Source organism: Francisella frigiditurris, assembly GCF_001880225.1.
GTDB lineage: Bacteria > Pseudomonadota > Gammaproteobacteria > Francisellales > Francisellaceae > Francisella > Francisella frigiditurris.
On sequence record NZ_CP009654.1, the window covers coordinates 1,136,109 to 1,152,148 of the forward strand.

A 16,040-nucleotide genomic window follows, 5' to 3' on the forward strand; every position below is an offset into this window, starting at 1 on the left:
TCCTCTAATATGCCAGGGTCTACTATTCATTTAAAACAAGATAGAAAGTACAGGGTTTTTACTTATGCTTTTTGCTTAACATTAACTTCCTTTTTCTGTGTATATTATTTAAGTGGCATTATCTTATTAATTTCTATAATTATTATTTTAATATCTATTTTATTTACTCTTAAAAAGACGGATACTTTAGATGCAATAGTATTACCAATAGATGATAGTTATTATGAGCTAATAGAAAATAAAGTAAAAACTAACTTTTGGTTAGTCAAAAGGAAAATAATAATAAGTGATTGGGTTTATATATTTTTCATGCAAGATGGTTCAAATAAAAAAATTAAAATTTGGTTACATAAATCAAACTTTGTAGAGAAAAATGATATAAGGACGTTAGCTAAAAATCTATTGCTGAGTTAAATGTAAATAATTACTTTGATTTCTTATTTTTAGTTCTAAAAACACTATCCCATAAAGGAAAAGTTACAGCGTAATTTGCTTTTTGATTATAATGATGAATAGCATGATATTTTTTATAGAAAAATAAGATAGAACCTTTTTTTGCTCTAATATGATGAGTTGCATGATGAATAAAGAAATATAATAAAGATCCAATTAAAAAGCCACTAAATATTATACTTCCAAGTGCTAATCCAAATATAAAAAACAAAGGTAGAAACATACCAACTATATATATTGGTAAGGATATAAATGTTGGGTTACCAAAAAGCTCCATTGGAGAGTTATGGTGAATTCCATGCATTCTTTCTAAAAAAGGAAAGCTATGAAATAAAAACCTATGAACTAAATACTCAACAAATGTCCAGATAAGTAATCCTATAAAAAAACATACTATTATGACAAAAAAATTTTTAACAGGTAGTTTTTCAATACCTAAAATTAAGAAACCTAATATAAAAATTGGATAGATATAAAAATCACTCCAATAGCCCATGCGGCCTAATTTTTCTAAGTTAATAAAATCACCTATTAAGAGGGAATTAAAATCTAATCATACAGAATATCACAGGTAGCTTAACTCAACAATAGGAATATTAACTATTAACTAACTATTCATTATTTTTAAAATTACATATATCTAAAAGAGTATACTTCTCTAATCTTTTAATAAAATCATTTGTGGCTTGATGTAATATAGATTTAAGCTTACATTGAGGAAGAAGAAAACATTTTGGATATTTTTCAATAGAAAAGCATTCTACTATATTTAAGGGTTCGAGATCCTTAACTATCTTTGATAATTTTGACTCATAAGCTCCTTGAGATATGGATATTCCACCATCTCTACCTTTATAACTTCTGATGTATTCTAAGTTAGAAAGATTATGTATAACTTTAGTGGCATGATTTAGTTTTATTCCTAAATTATCAGCCAGATCTTTTGTTTTAAATTTACAAGAAGGGTTTGAGCCTAATATTATTAGAACTCTAAGAGAATAGTCTGTAAAAGATGTTAAATTCATGAAAACTTTCCTTAAATTACTTATAGAAGTATAAAATATATTTGCATTAAACATAATATGCATTTAAAATGCATATTATAGCGTATGAGTATAAAAGGATCTATTATGTTAAGTCAAAATACTATAGATATAATAAAAACAACTATTCCTATATTAGAAGAAAATGGAATAGCACTAACCAAATATTTTTATCATAGAATGTTTGTTAATAATCCAGAAATTAAAAAATTTTTTAATCAAGCACACCAAGAAAATAATTCCCAACAAGAAGCTTTAGCTGTTGCTATTTTAGCTTATGCTAAGAACATTGATAATTTAGATGCACTAGGAAGTGCTATTGAATTGATATCTCAGAAACATGCTTCTTTACAAATAAAACCTGAACACTATCCTATAGTTGGTAATAATTTAATAGAATCAATTAAAGAAGTTTTAAATTTAGACAGTAGTAGTAACATTATTTTAGCATGGGAAGATGCTTATAGATTTTTAGCCAATATTCTTATAGGTCGTGAAAAAAAACTTTATGATGAAAATTTAGAGAAATATGGCTGGGATGGTTTTGAGAACTTCAAGATAATAAAAAAAGAACATGAAAGCTCAACCGCTTGTTCATTTTATCTAAAAAATGATAGGTTTAAAAAAATTAATTTCAAACCTGGTCAATACGTTACAGTAAGGTTTCCATATCAAGACACTACAACAATGAGAAACTATAGCATTTCATCTGCAACTGGTGAGGATTATCTAAGAATAACTGTTAAAAAAGAAACTAAAGGTAGTATATCCAATTATTTACACAATGAAATAAAAGAGCACGATAATGTAGAAGTCTCTACACCATATGGAGAGTTTTTCTTAGATCTAAATCAAACTAATAATAAACCAATTGTTTTAATATCAGCAGGTATTGGAATCACTCCTTTAATGAGTATGCTTTTGTCAGAACTAAAAACTAATAATAGAAGAGAAATACTCTTTATTTGTGGTAAAAAAAATAAAGCAGAACACTCTTTTGCAGAAATATTAAAAAATTTAGCAAAAGAGAACTCAAGGTTAAAAACTATTTTCTTCTATGAGAATGGAGAGTCTAAAACAGCTAAACAGGGATTAATAGATTTAGCTGTAGTAAAAGATATGTTAGGAACAAATGATGCTCAATACTTTTTCTGTGGACCTAAAAACTTTATGCTTTCTATACAAGAGAGATTATTAAATAACGGTGTAAATTCTAACGATATTCACTTTGAATTTTTTGGATCAAAAAATGTTTAACTTTATAAACTAACCGGGAGCTTACCAACAGCTTCATTTATAAGCTTTCCACTAGGCTTAGCAAAGATAGTTATAAGGCCTGCTAAAATATTTATTTCTAAATTAGTTTTTGTATAGTTAGTTTGGTCCATTGATGTAGCACCATATATACAAACATAGTTCTCTACATTATCTATATAATTAATATCGTATGGAGTAAGGGCAGCTATGTTCACTGATTTACCTTTAGATAATTTATTAATATTACTATAGATAGAGTTACTTTCTTTTAAGCTTTCAGAAACTATTAAAACTAGATCGGCTTCTTTTATAATTTGCTCTAAGTTCTCGTTTAGATTTTTAGTAGAGATGTTTATATGACAATCATTATCAATAGCTAACTTATTTAATAATCTAGAGAATGCCTCTAATCTAGCATTATCTGAGTCTATAATTAAAACGTTCATATTTTCTCTAAAAGAGTAGGGAAGTAAGCTACTATTTTTTACGATAGTCGTTGCCTTCTTAGCTATTTCCAATTCAACCTTCTTATGATGGTTAGAACCAACTATATTGTTTGCTAAGTTTATCTGATCTTCTTTTGATAAAGTGAATAGAGGGTTGCTATTAAGCTTTTTTTCTTTTTTAAATTTAATAATTCTATCAAAAGACTCATCAACTCTTTTCGCGAAGTTAGAGTCACTATGGTATTCATTTTCAAGAGCTATAAAAAGATTTTCTATTTTTGAAATATCATCTTCTGACCAAACTCTAACTGGCATTACAGCGATATCTGTACCAGCTAAAATAGTTTTTTTAACAGCTTCAACAGGATTTAAGCTTGAGCTTATAGCTTTCATATCCATAGCATCTGTTACAATCAAACCTTTAAATTTAAGTTTTTCTCTGAGCAGTTCTGTAGTTATCTTATAAGATAATGACGCTGGTAAAAAGGCTTCTCCATTGACTGATTTGAATTTAGTCTCATCTAGAGCTGGCACACTAATGTGAGCTGTCATAACTACATCTTCATTATCCTTACATAAATTAATATATGGATATAACTCAACATCTTCTAAAGCTTTCAGATCAGCGTCTATAGTGACAAGTCCTAAATGAGTATCTAGAGCGGTGTTTCCATGTCCAGGAAAATGTTTTAAACATGGTATGATATTAGCTTCTTTATAACCTTCAATACTAGCTCTAGCCATTTCTGTAACCATTTCTGGATTATCTGAATAAGCTCTAACACCAATTATTGGATTTTTAGGATTAGAATTTATATCAACCACTGGAGCAAAGTTTAAATTTATACCTAAAGAATACAGCTCATCACCAATAAGCTTAGATAGTATTTTTGCATTTTCAGGATTAGCTGTAGCACCAAGAGCCATGTTTCCACAAGTGCTAGTTCCTTGCTTTAGTCGATTAACTCTACCACCTTCTTGATCTACTCCAAATAAAATAGGAATGTTAGAACTATTTTGTAAATCTCTTAATAGAGAGATAACCTGCTCATTTGATTCTATATTTTCTCTAAAAAGTATAAATCCACCTAAGTTATATTTTTCAAATAGATTACAAACTTTTTCATTAGCTTGCTTAAATGGTAAAGGTTTATTAGAGTCATCATGTCCCCAATAGCGAAAATCCATCATTATAAGTTGACCAATTTTATTTCGTATAGAATTTGGCATTTTATTAAAAATAATAAAGAAATAAATTATATTGATAATCTTAGCATAGAGAAATTTTTATGATACTAAATTTACATGCCCCAACCATGACTTACTAAAATTTTTTGGCCTGTTAGAGCATTTGTTTTGAATCCCGCTAAAAATATAGCAGTATCAGCAATATCTTGAACTGTGGTGAACTCACCATCAACAGTGCCTCCAAGCATAATATTTTTCATAACTTCTTCTTCAGAGATGTTTAGCTCTTTGGCTTGTTCTGGAATTTGCTTTTCTACTAAAGGAGTCATTACAAAACCTGGTCCAATCAAGTTCGATGAGATATTATGTTCAGCACCTTCTTTTGCTAGAGCTCTTACAAAACCAACTTGTGCATGTTTAGCTGCAACGTAGGCTGCTTTATTTTTTGAAGCAAGGACTGAATGTACAGAGCCTACAACTATAATTCTACCACCAGTTTTTAGTTCAATCATATGTCTCATAGCTGCTTGAGTTACCAATAAAGTACCCGTCATATGGATATCAAATAATTTTTTCCAAGAAGATACACTAAAATCAACAATAGGTGAGATTATCTGAATACCTGCATTATTAATAACAGTATCGATGCGACCAAATTTTTTAACAGTTTCATCAACTCCTTCTTTAACTTGAGCTTCATCAACAACATTCATTTGTACTGCTAAAGTTTCAACCTTATTCTCTTTAGCAATTTCTTCTGCTACCTGCTTAGACTTTTCTAAATCTAAATCAGCTATTACAACTTTGGCGCCTTGTTTGGCAAATTCTTTAGCCATTCCCAAACCAAGACCAGAAGCAGCACCTGTAATCAAAACAACTTTATTCTTAACATTAGACATAACTCTTCCTTAAAAGTTAATAAAAGCTTCAACAAAATTATATATTATGACTAGATTAGTTAGAAGTAAGGTTTATCATATTAATATTCATAAAATAAAAAATGACATATTGTGATTAGAAAGCCTATATTTATTTTAGAGGGAATTAAAATAACCACTTTTTGTATTATTAGTGCAGCGGTTTTTACCTTTCTAGGATTAGACCATCATTCTTTATTAATATTATTTAATATGTCTGTTATGTTTACAGTTGCTACATTTTCACCTAGTAAAAAACCATTGTCACTACTTATTGAAGGAGCTGGAATTATAATAATTTCAACATTAGTTGGAGGAATAATAAGCTTTTACCTACCAGAGTTATCTGGTTTAATTACTATTTGTTATGGCACTTTAGCCTTCTTGATTCCTAGGTTTAAAAGCCAGTCTAATATATTTATTATTGGCGCATTAGTGTTTTCTATTTCTGTAGCATTCCCTTTTGATTTCTATAAAGCTTCTATACTTGCTCTATGCTCTATCATATTAATTATTATATTTTTACTAACTTATTGGATATTTGATAAACACATCATTTATAGATCAAGAACTTACTATAAAAAAATATATAACTCACAACGATACACTTTGTCATTAATATGCTTTAGCTCACTTGTAATAGCAACATTTATAACCTCTTACCTAAAACATTTTAATGAAGTAGGGCATTTGTATTGGATTAATATTACAATTTTAGCTATATTGCAAAGCTCTTCAGAAGGTATGATACGTAAAACTGCAATAACTAGAATAGTTGTTAATGCTATAGGTGCTTTTATTATTATTTTCTTAATGTCTTTTATAATGCCTAACATTTTTTGGATTAATTTCATATTTTTATCTTTACTTTTATTTGGAATATTTGCAATAGGGTATTCTTTCTCAACTAGGACTCTTTTAATTGAAATGTTTGTGTTGTCACTTACGCACTTATTGGGTCAATATCACCATATATTATCTATAGATAGAATTTTATTAACTATGATAGGTGGAAGCTTAGTTATAATTACAGGATTTATTGTTACTAGGTTTATAAAGAATAATGACAAAGAAGAAACGATAGAGCATCAAACTTTCTCAGTTTAAATTTTCTCACTCTCACTCATAGCTTTTTGAATACCTACAAATACTACGTTAAATATAACTGGTCCTAAAAATATTCCAATAATTCCAAAAGCCTCTATACCTCCCATGATTCCTAGTAAAGATGCTACAAAGCTGAGCTTCATTTCTTTATTAATAATCTTAGGTGAAATAACATTATCTGTAATCATATTTAGAGTAAAACCTATCACTAGAAGTATTATGGCTTTTGTTAATCCAAATAATACAAACACACCGATGCTTAAGAAAACATAAACTATTGTCACCATGAAAGGTATCATAGCTCCTAATGCTGTAATAAAAGCAAATAATATAGGACTAGGAATGCCAAGAGCAAAATAAACTATACCCATAATAATACCAGTTAGAGATGCCGTAGTTAGGACAGCTAAACTAACTCTTCTTGTTGTATTAACTGTAGTTATTAAGAATTTATTCCCATCTTCAAAATCCTTTAACACAACTCTATCAAAGAATTTTTCTAAAGCAGTGCTACTTACTAAAAACTGGTATACCAACAATAGGGTAATAATAAAATTAGTTGCTAAGCTTACTCCTGTTGATCCAACGTATTTAACAGTTGGTAGAAGGGTGTCTAAATGAGAAGCAATTTTAGCCTTATCCTTTTGTACAGATATAAGAAACTTATGTAGTTGATCTTTAGCATAATCACCTATGTAAGGAATTCTACTTAGATGCTCTTCTAAGCTATTAAAAAACTGAGATAATGACTCTATGTTTTTCACATAAATAATAGCTTCACTTATTGCATAAGAAACTATCAAGAATAGTGGTATAAAAACACACAGGAGTATACCCATAACTATTAGAAAACTACTCTTTCCTTTTCCTATATGTTTTTCAAGCTTTTGTTGAATAGGAAAAAGCATTATTGCTAATAGTCCAGCAAATAAAAATGCGTAGACAAATGGATATAAAATCCAAACAGCTAAAGAACCTACAGCAAGGATAATTCCTAATTTCTTAATAGTTGAGTAATCCATTTTAAAATATATATTTTTTTATTAGTTTAAGGATATCAGTGTATATTTAATTATTAAACTGTTTACATAAGTAGGGATATGTTTTACCACTTACTGCTAAAATTAGATTCTAAGTGTTAAAATATTTATTGAATATCAAAAAGGTAAATTTATGAGTCAATTATTTATAGTCTATTTAGGTGGTAGTGCATCAAAAGCTAATATTGAATTGCATGACATACAGTTTGTAATTGGCAATACTATTGAAGATACTTATGAACAGCTTAGACAAAATTGGTTTGGTAATATTAAAGGCCTACATTTAGATAGTTATAAAGCTGTCAAAGGTGCTGATGGCTATAAAATATCTCTACAAGATCAACCCCAAAAATCTGATAATAAATTATATTTTGTAAATTTTGGTGGCTATGATGAAAATAAATTAAATGAACTGCATGAATTTGCCTTATTTGTCGCTACAAATAAAACAGAAGCTAAAGAAAAAGCAAAAGATCACTTATTAAAGAACTCTATTCATCAGCATAAAGATAATCTTATGGAAGTAGATGATTGTTTAGAGATTAGTTCTATAGATGGTAAGTATATACATCTAACTCCAAGTGATGAAAAATATGATCTAAAACCTGATTGGTTTGGATATAAAGTGATTGAATAATCTCAAATTAATACGGCTTTGAAATAGCTTGAGTAACACCAACATCTTTATAGATTTTTTTAAAAGCTGTAGCAAAATTTTCTTTACTACCAACATATTTATATGCACTCTCTAAAAATTCTTCTTGTCCTATATTGGTAGTATCAAATGATTGTGTTCTCCACTCTTGGCCAATTTGTATAAATGTATTTTTAAACTTAATGAATTTAAAAATCGCCACTTCACCTGGATTATTACTATAGGCTTTTATATTTTTATTTGATAAAGATCCACAAAGTAGAATTGACATACTAGATGATTCTGTTTTTGAAGCATTAAGAATTTTAATATTTTTATCACATGATTTTACAAATCCAGCAAGAACAAAATTTGCATATTGACTTATGGTAAGTTTATTTTCTTTATCATATAATCCAGCGATAGTATAAATCTCTTTCCAACTATCAAAATTTTGTCCTGTAGGTATTTCCTCATATAAAAAGCTTACTCCTTTTTGAGTTTTATAAACATCACCAATTAAACCTGAACTAAACCATATTGGATATGGATATGTTAATGAAACATCATATACATTCATTGTTTGAATAGAGTTTTTAACTTGATCTTTAGTCATCCCCATATGATCTTTTTCTTCTGAAAAAGAAATATTTAAAGATAATACAAATATTAATGTTAATAACAGTAGCTTTTTCATTAAATTAGTTAAATTTGAATTAAGTAGATCAAGTATAAAAAACTCTATATAAAAATTCGACTAAAATAGTTTATATAATAAAATTACTAGCCAGAAATTTTTGAAGTTTTTACTACCACTTTTCTATATTACCCATTGCATCTAAAAACTTGCCTGAATCTTCAGGTTGGAGTTTATCAATAAGACCTGACATATTAGATATGCTATCGTTTATTTCTAATGTTGCTTTCTCTCCACCCATTTGAGTTTTTACCCAGCCAGGACGTAAACTAATAGTAATAATCTCTGGACACTCTGATGCAAATGTTTTTGTAAGCATATTTAAAGCTGCTTTAGATATACGATATGAATAGCCAAATCCAGCCTTTGTTTGCTCAATAGATCCAGCTTGACTAGCCATATTTATAACTTTTGGATTTAAAGATTTTTGAAGATTTTCTTTAAAATAGTGAAGTAAATAAAAAGCTCCTAAGCAGTTAACTTTAAAAGCTTCTTCAATCCAATTTGGATCTGTTTTTGAGATACTAATTTTTTCATGATGTTCAGGATAAACTCCAGCATTATTTATTAGTATATCTATAAAGCTATTCTTATATTTGTTATATAAATTTTTGTGATGTTCTTCATTTGTTACATCTAATTGTTCTATATATAGATTATTATATTGTTTTGCCAAGCCTTTTAATTCTTTAGCATCTGACGGGTTACGACATGTCGCGATAACTTTATAATCTCTTTTGGCATAATGTTTTGTGAATCCTAAACCTATACCTCTATTAGAACCTGTGATTAGTACTGTTTTATAATTGGATGACATAAAATTAATTTTTTAGGAAAATGAGACATAAAAAAACCACCAAAAGGTGGTTTTAAGATAAGTTAGTAAAAAGTAATTATTACCAACCAGTAACTTCTTTTAATTTTTTACCAATTTCGGCAGGCGATCTAGTATAAGCAATACCAGCAGCTTCAAAAGCAGCAAACTTTTCTTCAGCTGTACCTTTACCACCAGAGATAATAGCACCAGCATGACCCATACGCTTTCCTGGAGGAGCTGTAACACCAGCGATATAACCAATAACTGGCTTAGTAACATTATGCTTGATATATTCAGCAGCTTCTTCTTCAGCAGTACCACCGATCTCACCAATCAAAATGATAGCTTCTGTTTGAGGATCATTTTGAAGAAGTTCTAAAGCTTCGATTTGATTCATACCAGGGATTGGATCTCCACCTATACCGATACAAGTAGATTGACCAAAACCAAGCTTAGTTGTTTGAGCAACTGCTTCATAAGTTAAAGTACCAGAACGAGATATGATACCAACTTTACCAGGTTGGTGAATATGGCCAGGCATAATACCAATCTTACATTGACCTGGAGTTATAACACCAGGGCAGTTTGGCCCAACAACTCTTACATCTTTACCTTTTAAGTATTCTTTAACTACTAGCATATCTAGAGTTGGAACACCTTCAGTGATAATAACAACTAGCTTAACACCAGAGTCAATTGCTTCGATTGCAGAATCTTTTACAAATGGAGCTGGTACATAAATAACAGATGCGTCAGCACCAGTAGCTTTTACAGCTTCTTCCATTGTGTTGAAAACTGGTCTATCTAAGTGAGTAGTACCACCTTTACCAGGAGTTACACCACCAACAACATTTGTTCCATAAGCAATAGCTTGCTCTGAATGGAAAGTACCATTTTTACCAGTAAAACCTTGTACTAAAACTTTTGTATTTTTATCAACTAATACGCTCATTATTCAATATTCCTTTTAATTTTTTAATTTATTAAGCTAATGATTTTACAACTTTGTCAGCTGCATCAGCTAAACCATCAGCAGGAATTAATTTCAAGCCAGATTCAGATAGTATTTTAGAACCTAATTCAGCATTGTTTCCTTCTAAACGAACAACAACTGGTACAGTTACATTTACTTCTTTTACAGCTTCGATAATTGCTTCTGCAATCATGTCACAACGAACAATACCACCAAAAATATTAATCAAGACAGCTTTTACATTTTCATCATCTAAAATTAGTTTGAATGCTTCTATAACTCTAGCTTTAGTAGCACCACCACCAACATCTAAGAAGTTTGCAGGTTTTCCACCATAAAGCTGAATGATATCCATAGTTGCCATTGCAAGACCAGCACCGTTTACCATACAACCAATATTACCTTCAAGAGCAACATAGTTTAGCTCATGCTCAGAAGCTTTAAGCTCTTTAGCATTTTCTTGAGATTTGTCTCTTAGAGCTAGTAATTTAGGATGTCTGTAAAGGGCATTTGAATCAAGGTTGATCTTACCATCAACACAAACAATATCACCATTTTCTCTAACAGCAAGAGGGTTGATTTCAAATAAAGCAAAGTCACATTCTATAAATGCTTTATATGCGCCTAACATAGTTTTTGTGAAGTCATTTATTTGTTTACCTTCCAAACCAAGTTTAAAAGCAACTTCACGTGCTTGGAATGGTTGAAGACCAACTAAAGGATCTACTTCTACTTTTAATATTTTTTCAGGAGTGTTATGAGCAACTTCTTCAATATCTACACCACCTTCAGATGAAGCCATGAATGTTACTTTACGGCTAGATCTATCAACAACTGCTCCTAAGTATAATTCACGAGAAACAGGATAAACATCTTCAAAAACACCTACTGAATTTACAGGTTGACCATCAGCATCTGTTTGGAATGTAACTAAATTTGTGCCAATAAGCTTCTCAGCAACTTCACGTGCTTCTTGAGATGATTTTACAACTTTAACACCACCAGCTTTACCACGTCCACCAGCATGCACTTGAGCTTTAACAACTGCAAATTTTCCGCCTATTTGGTCAAATGCTTGTGCAGCTTCGTTAGGATTATGAGCTACAATACCTTTTTGAACTTTTAGACCATAACTCTCTAAAAGGTCCTTAGCTTGATATTCATGTAAATTCATTGATTTTCTTCCTTATTTGATCGTTTAACGAAAATTTTAATTTAAACAGTTAAGATAATAGCGTATTTGTCATAGTTTTTCTAATATAAAATAGCGGTTTTAAGACGGTAGTTTTGTTTATATATTTTTTATAAATGTTATTGTATGATTTAAAAGAGTAAATTTAAGATCAATAAAGGTAACTGATATGATGAAAAAAATATATAACAAATTAATGTCAACTATCTTTAGTCAGACAACACCTGCACAATTGCTTTTAGTTTCAATACTAGGTTTTGTGTTTGGATTTATTCCTGGCTTTAGTTATGCTCCATTACTATTTATTTTTGCTATATTTTTAGTATTAATTTTAAGAGTAAATATTGGGATATTTATAATAATAGCGTTAATAGCAAAGGCATTATCTTTTGCAATCGAAGGCCTTAGTTTTAGTGTGGGTACATTTTTAATAGATGGCTTTGCACAACCGTTATTTAAGAAAATAGTAAATACCCCTGTTTTGGCATATGCTGGATTTGACTATTATCTTGTGACTGGTGCTTTTGTCGTGTCAATCATTTTAGGTATTGTTGTAGGGTTAATTCTCGCAAAAGTTTATAAAGGCTTTGTTTCTAAAATGGCAAAGCTACAAGCAGAGAATGACTTGTATACTAAAATCACAAGTAAATTAAGTACTAAAATAGCTTCAAAAATACTTTTAGGAAAAAATATTTCTAAAGTAGACTGGCAAAAAATGGCAAAGAAAAGATTTTTGCAACCATTTAGAATTTTGGGAGTTATACTTGTAGCCATTATAGTTGCTGTAATATATATGTCCCCAAAACTATTAGAGACAACATTAGTTTCTAATATAATTAAACAACAACTTTCTAAAGCTAATGGTGCAACTGTTGATTATAAATCAATAAATGTAGACTTTAGTGAAGCAAAATTAGAAATAAATGGGTTCGGTGCTGCAAATCCGAATGATTTGCATGAAGATAGATTCTATGCTGAATCTGTAAGTGCTAGCTTAAATATGACTGGAATTTTAACAAAACACTTAGTGTTAGATAACGTTAAATTAGATGGAGTTAAATTAAATAAAGAAAGAAGCTCTAAAGGTGAACTTTATGGTGAAAAAGATCAAGCTATAAATCCAGCTGTTGATGAGAATATCAATAATGTTAAAACAATAGCAGGTGATGTGAATAAGTTACAACAGCTTAATTTAGATAATTATCTTAATAATGCAAAAACAGCAGGTAAAGTTGCAAAAGGTATAAAACAAGGTGCTGAAGTTTTAAGTAACTTTAAACCTTCACCAAAAACAACTGCTAAAGAACAACAAAGTGTAGCAAAAGAAGAAGCTAAAACTTATGGATATGCTAACGTTAGAGCTGAAAACTTAGAAAGTAAAAAACCGATGCTTACTATTTTAAATACATATATCAATAATTATGAAGATTTCGGCAATACCTTTAATGTTTACTTAGGGAATATATCAACTAACCCTACACTTCTAGGTGAGCCAACTACTATTAAAATTAATACTGCGAAGAATGATGACATAAATGCAAATGTTACAATTTCTAACAAAGCAGATACGGCTAATAATGTAGAGTTTAAATTTAAAAACCTTGGAGATAATCTTGTTAAAGGCTTAGATATTCAAAACTTAAAATTAAATGCTGAAAATGCAAGTATTAGTGGTAAAGGTAACTGGAGTTTTGAATCAGGTAAAAATATAAGCTTTAATATTCCTTTAGTTGTAAATTTAGATGGTGTAAGTGTTAACTTTAATGGATTTAATCAAAAACTACAGAATCTACAATTAAATGCTGTATTGTCAGGAGATTTAAACAATACTAATTTTAGTATTGATACATCTTCGATTGATAATATTCTAAAATCAGTAAATGTTCAGGACGTTGCTAATAATATTATTGAAAAAACTGGCGCTGATGAAAAAACTAAGCAACTTATAAAAAATACAAAAATAAATGGTAAATCCATATCAGAAATGAATGCTAATGATGCGCAGCAATTATTAAATAGTAAAGTAAATGGTAAAGCTGTAAAAGATCTAAATGCTAATGATGTTAAAAACATAGCATCAGGATTTGGAATAAATATTAACTAATTTTCTTTCTTAGTGTAAAAATCTTTCTTTTTTATAAGTACTCAGTTAAGTTTCTATCGTGAACAATAACTATATCATCATGAGTAAAAACTTTATTTCTGTTAGATATTAGTTTATTAAGAGCAACAAATACGCTTATTTCTTAAATAGATATCTGATCAAAATCAGTATATTTAAATTCAAAACCCAATTTTGTCAACCTTTGAGGATATATATTATTAGAACTCAAAAGCATTTCCTTACCCATTTGCCCAAATAATAATTTTACAAACCATGCTGGAAATTTAAACCTTATCTTTTTATCTAAACTTGTGGCTATTTTTTCCATTATTTGCTTTTGGGTATCTGCACTTGCTGTAATATTGCAACACCCTTTAACATCGTTTTTAATAATAAAATCTATAGCATTACATAGATCTGTTATATGTACCCAAGTTATTAAATTATCACCTTTTCCAAAAGTTGCGCCTAGACCTTTAACTATGATAGGTTTTATCTTACCTAAAAAGCCTCCATTTCCCATTACTACACCAAATCTAGTTATACACCAGTTTTTTAGATTTGAAGTTTTTATACAAGCTTCCCATTTATGAGTTATTTCTTGGCTAAATCCAGTATTTGAAGTATCTTTTGAAACTATTTTATCCTCTGTTTGCTGCTCTTTTGAAAAAGGGTAAAATCCTATAGCACTAGCATTTATTAGTTTAGTCTTTGAGTTTTTTATAAACTTAATTAATTCTTCAGTTGGTATTATCCTACTATCTAAAATTTTATTTCTAACTTTTTTTGACCATTTTTTATCAGATATGTTATAGCCACATAGGTTAATTACCACATCAAAATCATTATGACATTTATATAATTCATTCCAAATTATAACTTGATCATAATACTTAGGTTTTTTTAAATTATTATCTCTTGTTAATAAAAAAAGTTTGTATTCTTTTTTAGATAGTTGTTTTGCTAAAGCAGAACCTATAAAGCCAGAGCCACCAGCTATTAAAATTTTCATTTCTTCTCCTCATAATATTTTAAGATTTAAATTAGCATATGTTTGTCTTTATTTTTATATTTTTATGAAGTCATAATCACTATAATATTTTTAGATAAATACTTAAACCCCTTATAAAGCAAGGAATATAAATTTTATGCAAAAAATATTAATAGGAGTTAGTAGCTGTCTCTTAGGAAATAATGTACGCTACAATGCTGGTAACTGTCATAAAGCTTATATTACAAATAATTATGCTAAATATTTTGATTATAAAGTAGTTTGCCCTGAAGTTTCTGCTGGTTTAGGTGTTCCTAGAAAGACAATGTTTTTAGTAGAAAATTTAGAAAAAAACATCTTAGCTGTAAAAACAAATAAAGAGCATAAGGATGTTACAGATGCATTACAAGAAAGTTGTAGTAAATTAGTTGGGGGCTTAGGACAAGTATATGGTTTTATTCTAAAAGCAAAATCTCCTAGTTGTGGAGTAGATACAGCTAGAGTATTTGATGAAGATCATAAATATACTGGATTAAAAGCCGATGGATTATTTGTTAGAGCATTAAGAAAATATGATCCACTTTTACCAATAGAAGATGATGGTAGATTAAATGATAAAGGTATTAGAGAGCATTTTCTAAAGAGAGTATTTTGTTACTATGACTTGAAAACAAATTTTATGGTAACAAAAGATGTAAAAGAAATGACAGATTATCATTCTAAACATAAGATTCTGCTTAGAATGCATAATAATATGATCAAAAAACAGTTAGGTAATATGCTTTCTAATACAACTAGTAATGATAATTTAACTAAAGTAAAAGAAGAATATATAAAAATATTTATGCAAACAATTAGTAAGCCAGTAAATCGAGGTAACCATTATATGGCTTTACAAAATGTTCTTAGAGAAATAAATAAGAGAGTGTCTAAATCTCAAAGACAGTATTTGCAGGAAATACTTAATAAATATAAAAACTCTCAAGTAAATTGGGATGTCCCTGTTAGTATCATAAAAATGTATTTAGTTGATTTAGATCTACCATATTTAGCAAAACAAAGTTATCTTAATCCTTACCCAGAAGATTTAGAATATTTTAATTCTGAAGATACATAGGCTAGTTTTATAGGATAATTGAGAAAATAGTTTTATATGAGAAACTTAATAAGCATTTGAGAAA

The 16,040-nt window shown here is 29.1% G+C and carries 16 protein-coding genes; 6 read left to right on the forward strand and 10 right to left on the reverse strand.

Annotated elements, in window-relative coordinates; genetic code table 11:
- Positions 1-9 precede the first annotated feature (9 nt).
- Positions 10-414, forward strand: a complete 405-nt coding sequence (locus tag KX01_RS05610; RefSeq protein ID WP_232223314.1) for a hypothetical protein — start codon at positions 10-12, stop codon at positions 412-414.
- Positions 415-424: 10 nt separating this feature from the next.
- Here the strand turns inward: KX01_RS05610 and KX01_RS05615 are convergent, their stop codons facing one another.
- Positions 425-949, reverse strand: coding sequence for a sterol desaturase family protein (locus KX01_RS05615; protein WP_232223315.1), 525 nt, complete (start codon positions 947-949; stop codon positions 425-427).
- A gap of 115 nt (positions 950-1,064) precedes the next feature.
- A complete protein-coding gene (locus KX01_RS05620) occupies positions 1,065-1,478 on the reverse strand; it encodes an Rrf2 family transcriptional regulator (protein ID WP_071664054.1) in 414 nt (137 codons plus the stop codon).
- Positions 1,479-1,583: 105 nt separating this feature from the next.
- Between KX01_RS05620 and hmpA the strand changes: the two genes are divergently transcribed.
- Entirely contained in the window at positions 1,584-2,753 is a 1,170-nt protein-coding gene (hmpA, locus tag KX01_RS05625) for an NO-inducible flavohemoprotein (RefSeq protein WP_071664055.1), read from the forward strand.
- 2 nt (positions 2,754-2,755) lie between these two features.
- Here the strand turns inward: hmpA and KX01_RS05630 are convergent, their stop codons facing one another.
- Both KX01_RS05630 and KX01_RS05635 read right to left on the reverse strand, forming a co-directional pair.
- On the reverse strand, positions 2,756-4,429 hold the full coding sequence (locus tag KX01_RS05630) for a glycoside hydrolase family 3 protein (protein ID WP_071664056.1): 1,674 nt from the start codon (positions 4,427-4,429) through the stop codon (positions 2,756-2,758).
- A gap of 71 nt (positions 4,430-4,500) precedes the next feature.
- On the reverse strand, positions 4,501-5,286 hold the full coding sequence (locus KX01_RS05635) for a 3-hydroxybutyrate dehydrogenase (protein ID WP_071664057.1): 786 nt from the start codon (positions 5,284-5,286) through the stop codon (positions 4,501-4,503).
- Between the two features lie 111 nt (positions 5,287-5,397).
- On the opposite strand from KX01_RS05635, the gene KX01_RS05640 reads away from it, so the two are divergent.
- Complete coding sequence (locus KX01_RS05640) at positions 5,398-6,411, forward strand: FUSC family protein (protein WP_071664058.1); 1,014 nt, start codon at positions 5,398-5,400, stop codon at positions 6,409-6,411.
- Here KX01_RS05640 and KX01_RS05645 read toward each other — a convergent pair.
- Complete coding sequence (locus KX01_RS05645) at positions 6,408-7,433, reverse strand: AI-2E family transporter (RefSeq protein ID WP_071664059.1); 1,026 nt, start codon at positions 7,431-7,433, stop codon at positions 6,408-6,410. The two genes, KX01_RS05640 and KX01_RS05645, sit on opposite strands and share 4 nt — an antisense overlap.
- A 151-nt stretch (positions 7,434-7,584) precedes the next feature.
- Between KX01_RS05645 and KX01_RS05650 the strand changes: the two genes are divergently transcribed.
- Positions 7,585-8,088, forward strand: a complete 504-nt coding sequence (locus KX01_RS05650) for a DUF1543 domain-containing protein (protein ID WP_071664060.1) — start codon at positions 7,585-7,587, stop codon at positions 8,086-8,088.
- Positions 8,089-8,095: 7 nt separating this feature from the next.
- On the opposite strand, the gene KX01_RS05655 is transcribed toward KX01_RS05650, so the two are convergent.
- The 4 genes from KX01_RS05655 to sucC form a co-directional block, all read right to left on the reverse strand.
- Entirely contained in the window at positions 8,096-8,782 is a 687-nt protein-coding gene (locus KX01_RS05655; RefSeq protein WP_071664061.1) for a hypothetical protein, read from the reverse strand.
- A gap of 112 nt (positions 8,783-8,894) precedes the next feature.
- Positions 8,895-9,599, reverse strand: a complete 705-nt coding sequence (locus KX01_RS05660; protein ID WP_071664062.1) for an SDR family oxidoreductase — start codon at positions 9,597-9,599, stop codon at positions 8,895-8,897.
- Positions 9,600-9,678: 79 nt separating this feature from the next.
- On the reverse strand, positions 9,679-10,551 hold the full coding sequence (gene sucD / locus KX01_RS05665) for a succinate--CoA ligase subunit alpha (protein ID WP_071664063.1): 873 nt from the start codon (positions 10,549-10,551) through the stop codon (positions 9,679-9,681).
- A gap of 31 nt (positions 10,552-10,582) precedes the next feature.
- Entirely contained in the window at positions 10,583-11,746 is a 1,164-nt protein-coding gene (gene sucC / locus KX01_RS05670) for an ADP-forming succinate--CoA ligase subunit beta (protein WP_071664064.1), read from the reverse strand.
- 187 nt (positions 11,747-11,933) lie between these two features.
- On the opposite strand from sucC, the gene KX01_RS05675 reads away from it, so the two are divergent.
- Entirely contained in the window at positions 11,934-13,868 is a 1,935-nt protein-coding gene (locus KX01_RS05675; RefSeq protein WP_071664065.1) for a TIGR03546 family protein, read from the forward strand.
- Between the two features lie 142 nt (positions 13,869-14,010).
- On the opposite strand, the gene KX01_RS05680 is transcribed toward KX01_RS05675, so the two are convergent.
- Positions 14,011-14,880: a TIGR01777 family oxidoreductase gene (locus KX01_RS05680; RefSeq protein ID WP_071664066.1), complete on the reverse strand. Its 870-nt coding sequence runs from the start codon at positions 14,878-14,880 to the stop codon at positions 14,011-14,013.
- Between the two features lie 136 nt (positions 14,881-15,016).
- On the opposite strand from KX01_RS05680, the gene KX01_RS05685 reads away from it, so the two are divergent.
- Complete coding sequence (locus tag KX01_RS05685; protein ID WP_071664067.1) at positions 15,017-15,976, forward strand: YbgA family protein; 960 nt, start codon at positions 15,017-15,019, stop codon at positions 15,974-15,976.
- The last annotated feature ends 64 nt before the right edge of the window (positions 15,977-16,040 follow it).

Excerpts from the sequence above, each read along its gene's own strand:
- KX01_RS05610 (WP_232223314.1), top strand. The coding sequence starts at position 10 with ATGCCAGGGTCTACTATTCATTTAAAACAAGATAGAAAGTACAGGGTT.
- KX01_RS05615 (WP_232223315.1), bottom strand. The coding sequence starts at position 949 with ATGGGCTATTGGAGTGATTTTTATATCTATCCAATTTTTATATTAGGT.
- KX01_RS05620 (WP_071664054.1), bottom strand. The coding sequence starts at position 1,478 with ATGAATTTAACATCTTTTACAGACTATTCTCTTAGAGTTCTAATAATA.
- hmpA (WP_071664055.1), top strand. The coding sequence starts at position 1,584 with ATGTTAAGTCAAAATACTATAGATATAATAAAAACAACTATTCCTATA.
- KX01_RS05630 (WP_071664056.1), bottom strand. The coding sequence starts at position 4,429 with ATGCCAAATTCTATACGAAATAAAATTGGTCAACTTATAATGATGGAT.
- KX01_RS05635 (WP_071664057.1), bottom strand. The coding sequence starts at position 5,286 with ATGTCTAATGTTAAGAATAAAGTTGTTTTGATTACAGGTGCTGCTTCT.
- KX01_RS05645 (WP_071664059.1), bottom strand. The coding sequence starts at position 7,433 with ATGGATTACTCAACTATTAAGAAATTAGGAATTATCCTTGCTGTAGGT.
- KX01_RS05650 (WP_071664060.1), top strand. The coding sequence starts at position 7,585 with ATGAGTCAATTATTTATAGTCTATTTAGGTGGTAGTGCATCAAAAGCT.
- KX01_RS05655 (WP_071664061.1), bottom strand. The coding sequence starts at position 8,782 with ATGAAAAAGCTACTGTTATTAACATTAATATTTGTATTATCTTTAAAT.
- KX01_RS05660 (WP_071664062.1), bottom strand. The coding sequence starts at position 9,599 with ATGTCATCCAATTATAAAACAGTACTAATCACAGGTTCTAATAGAGGT.
- sucD (WP_071664063.1), bottom strand. The coding sequence starts at position 10,551 with ATGAGCGTATTAGTTGATAAAAATACAAAAGTTTTAGTACAAGGTTTT.
- sucC (WP_071664064.1), bottom strand. The coding sequence starts at position 11,746 with ATGAATTTACATGAATATCAAGCTAAGGACCTTTTAGAGAGTTATGGT.
- KX01_RS05675 (WP_071664065.1), top strand. The coding sequence starts at position 11,934 with ATGATGAAAAAAATATATAACAAATTAATGTCAACTATCTTTAGTCAG.
- KX01_RS05680 (WP_071664066.1), bottom strand. The coding sequence starts at position 14,880 with ATGAAAATTTTAATAGCTGGTGGCTCTGGCTTTATAGGTTCTGCTTTA.
- KX01_RS05685 (WP_071664067.1), top strand. The coding sequence starts at position 15,017 with ATGCAAAAAATATTAATAGGAGTTAGTAGCTGTCTCTTAGGAAATAAT.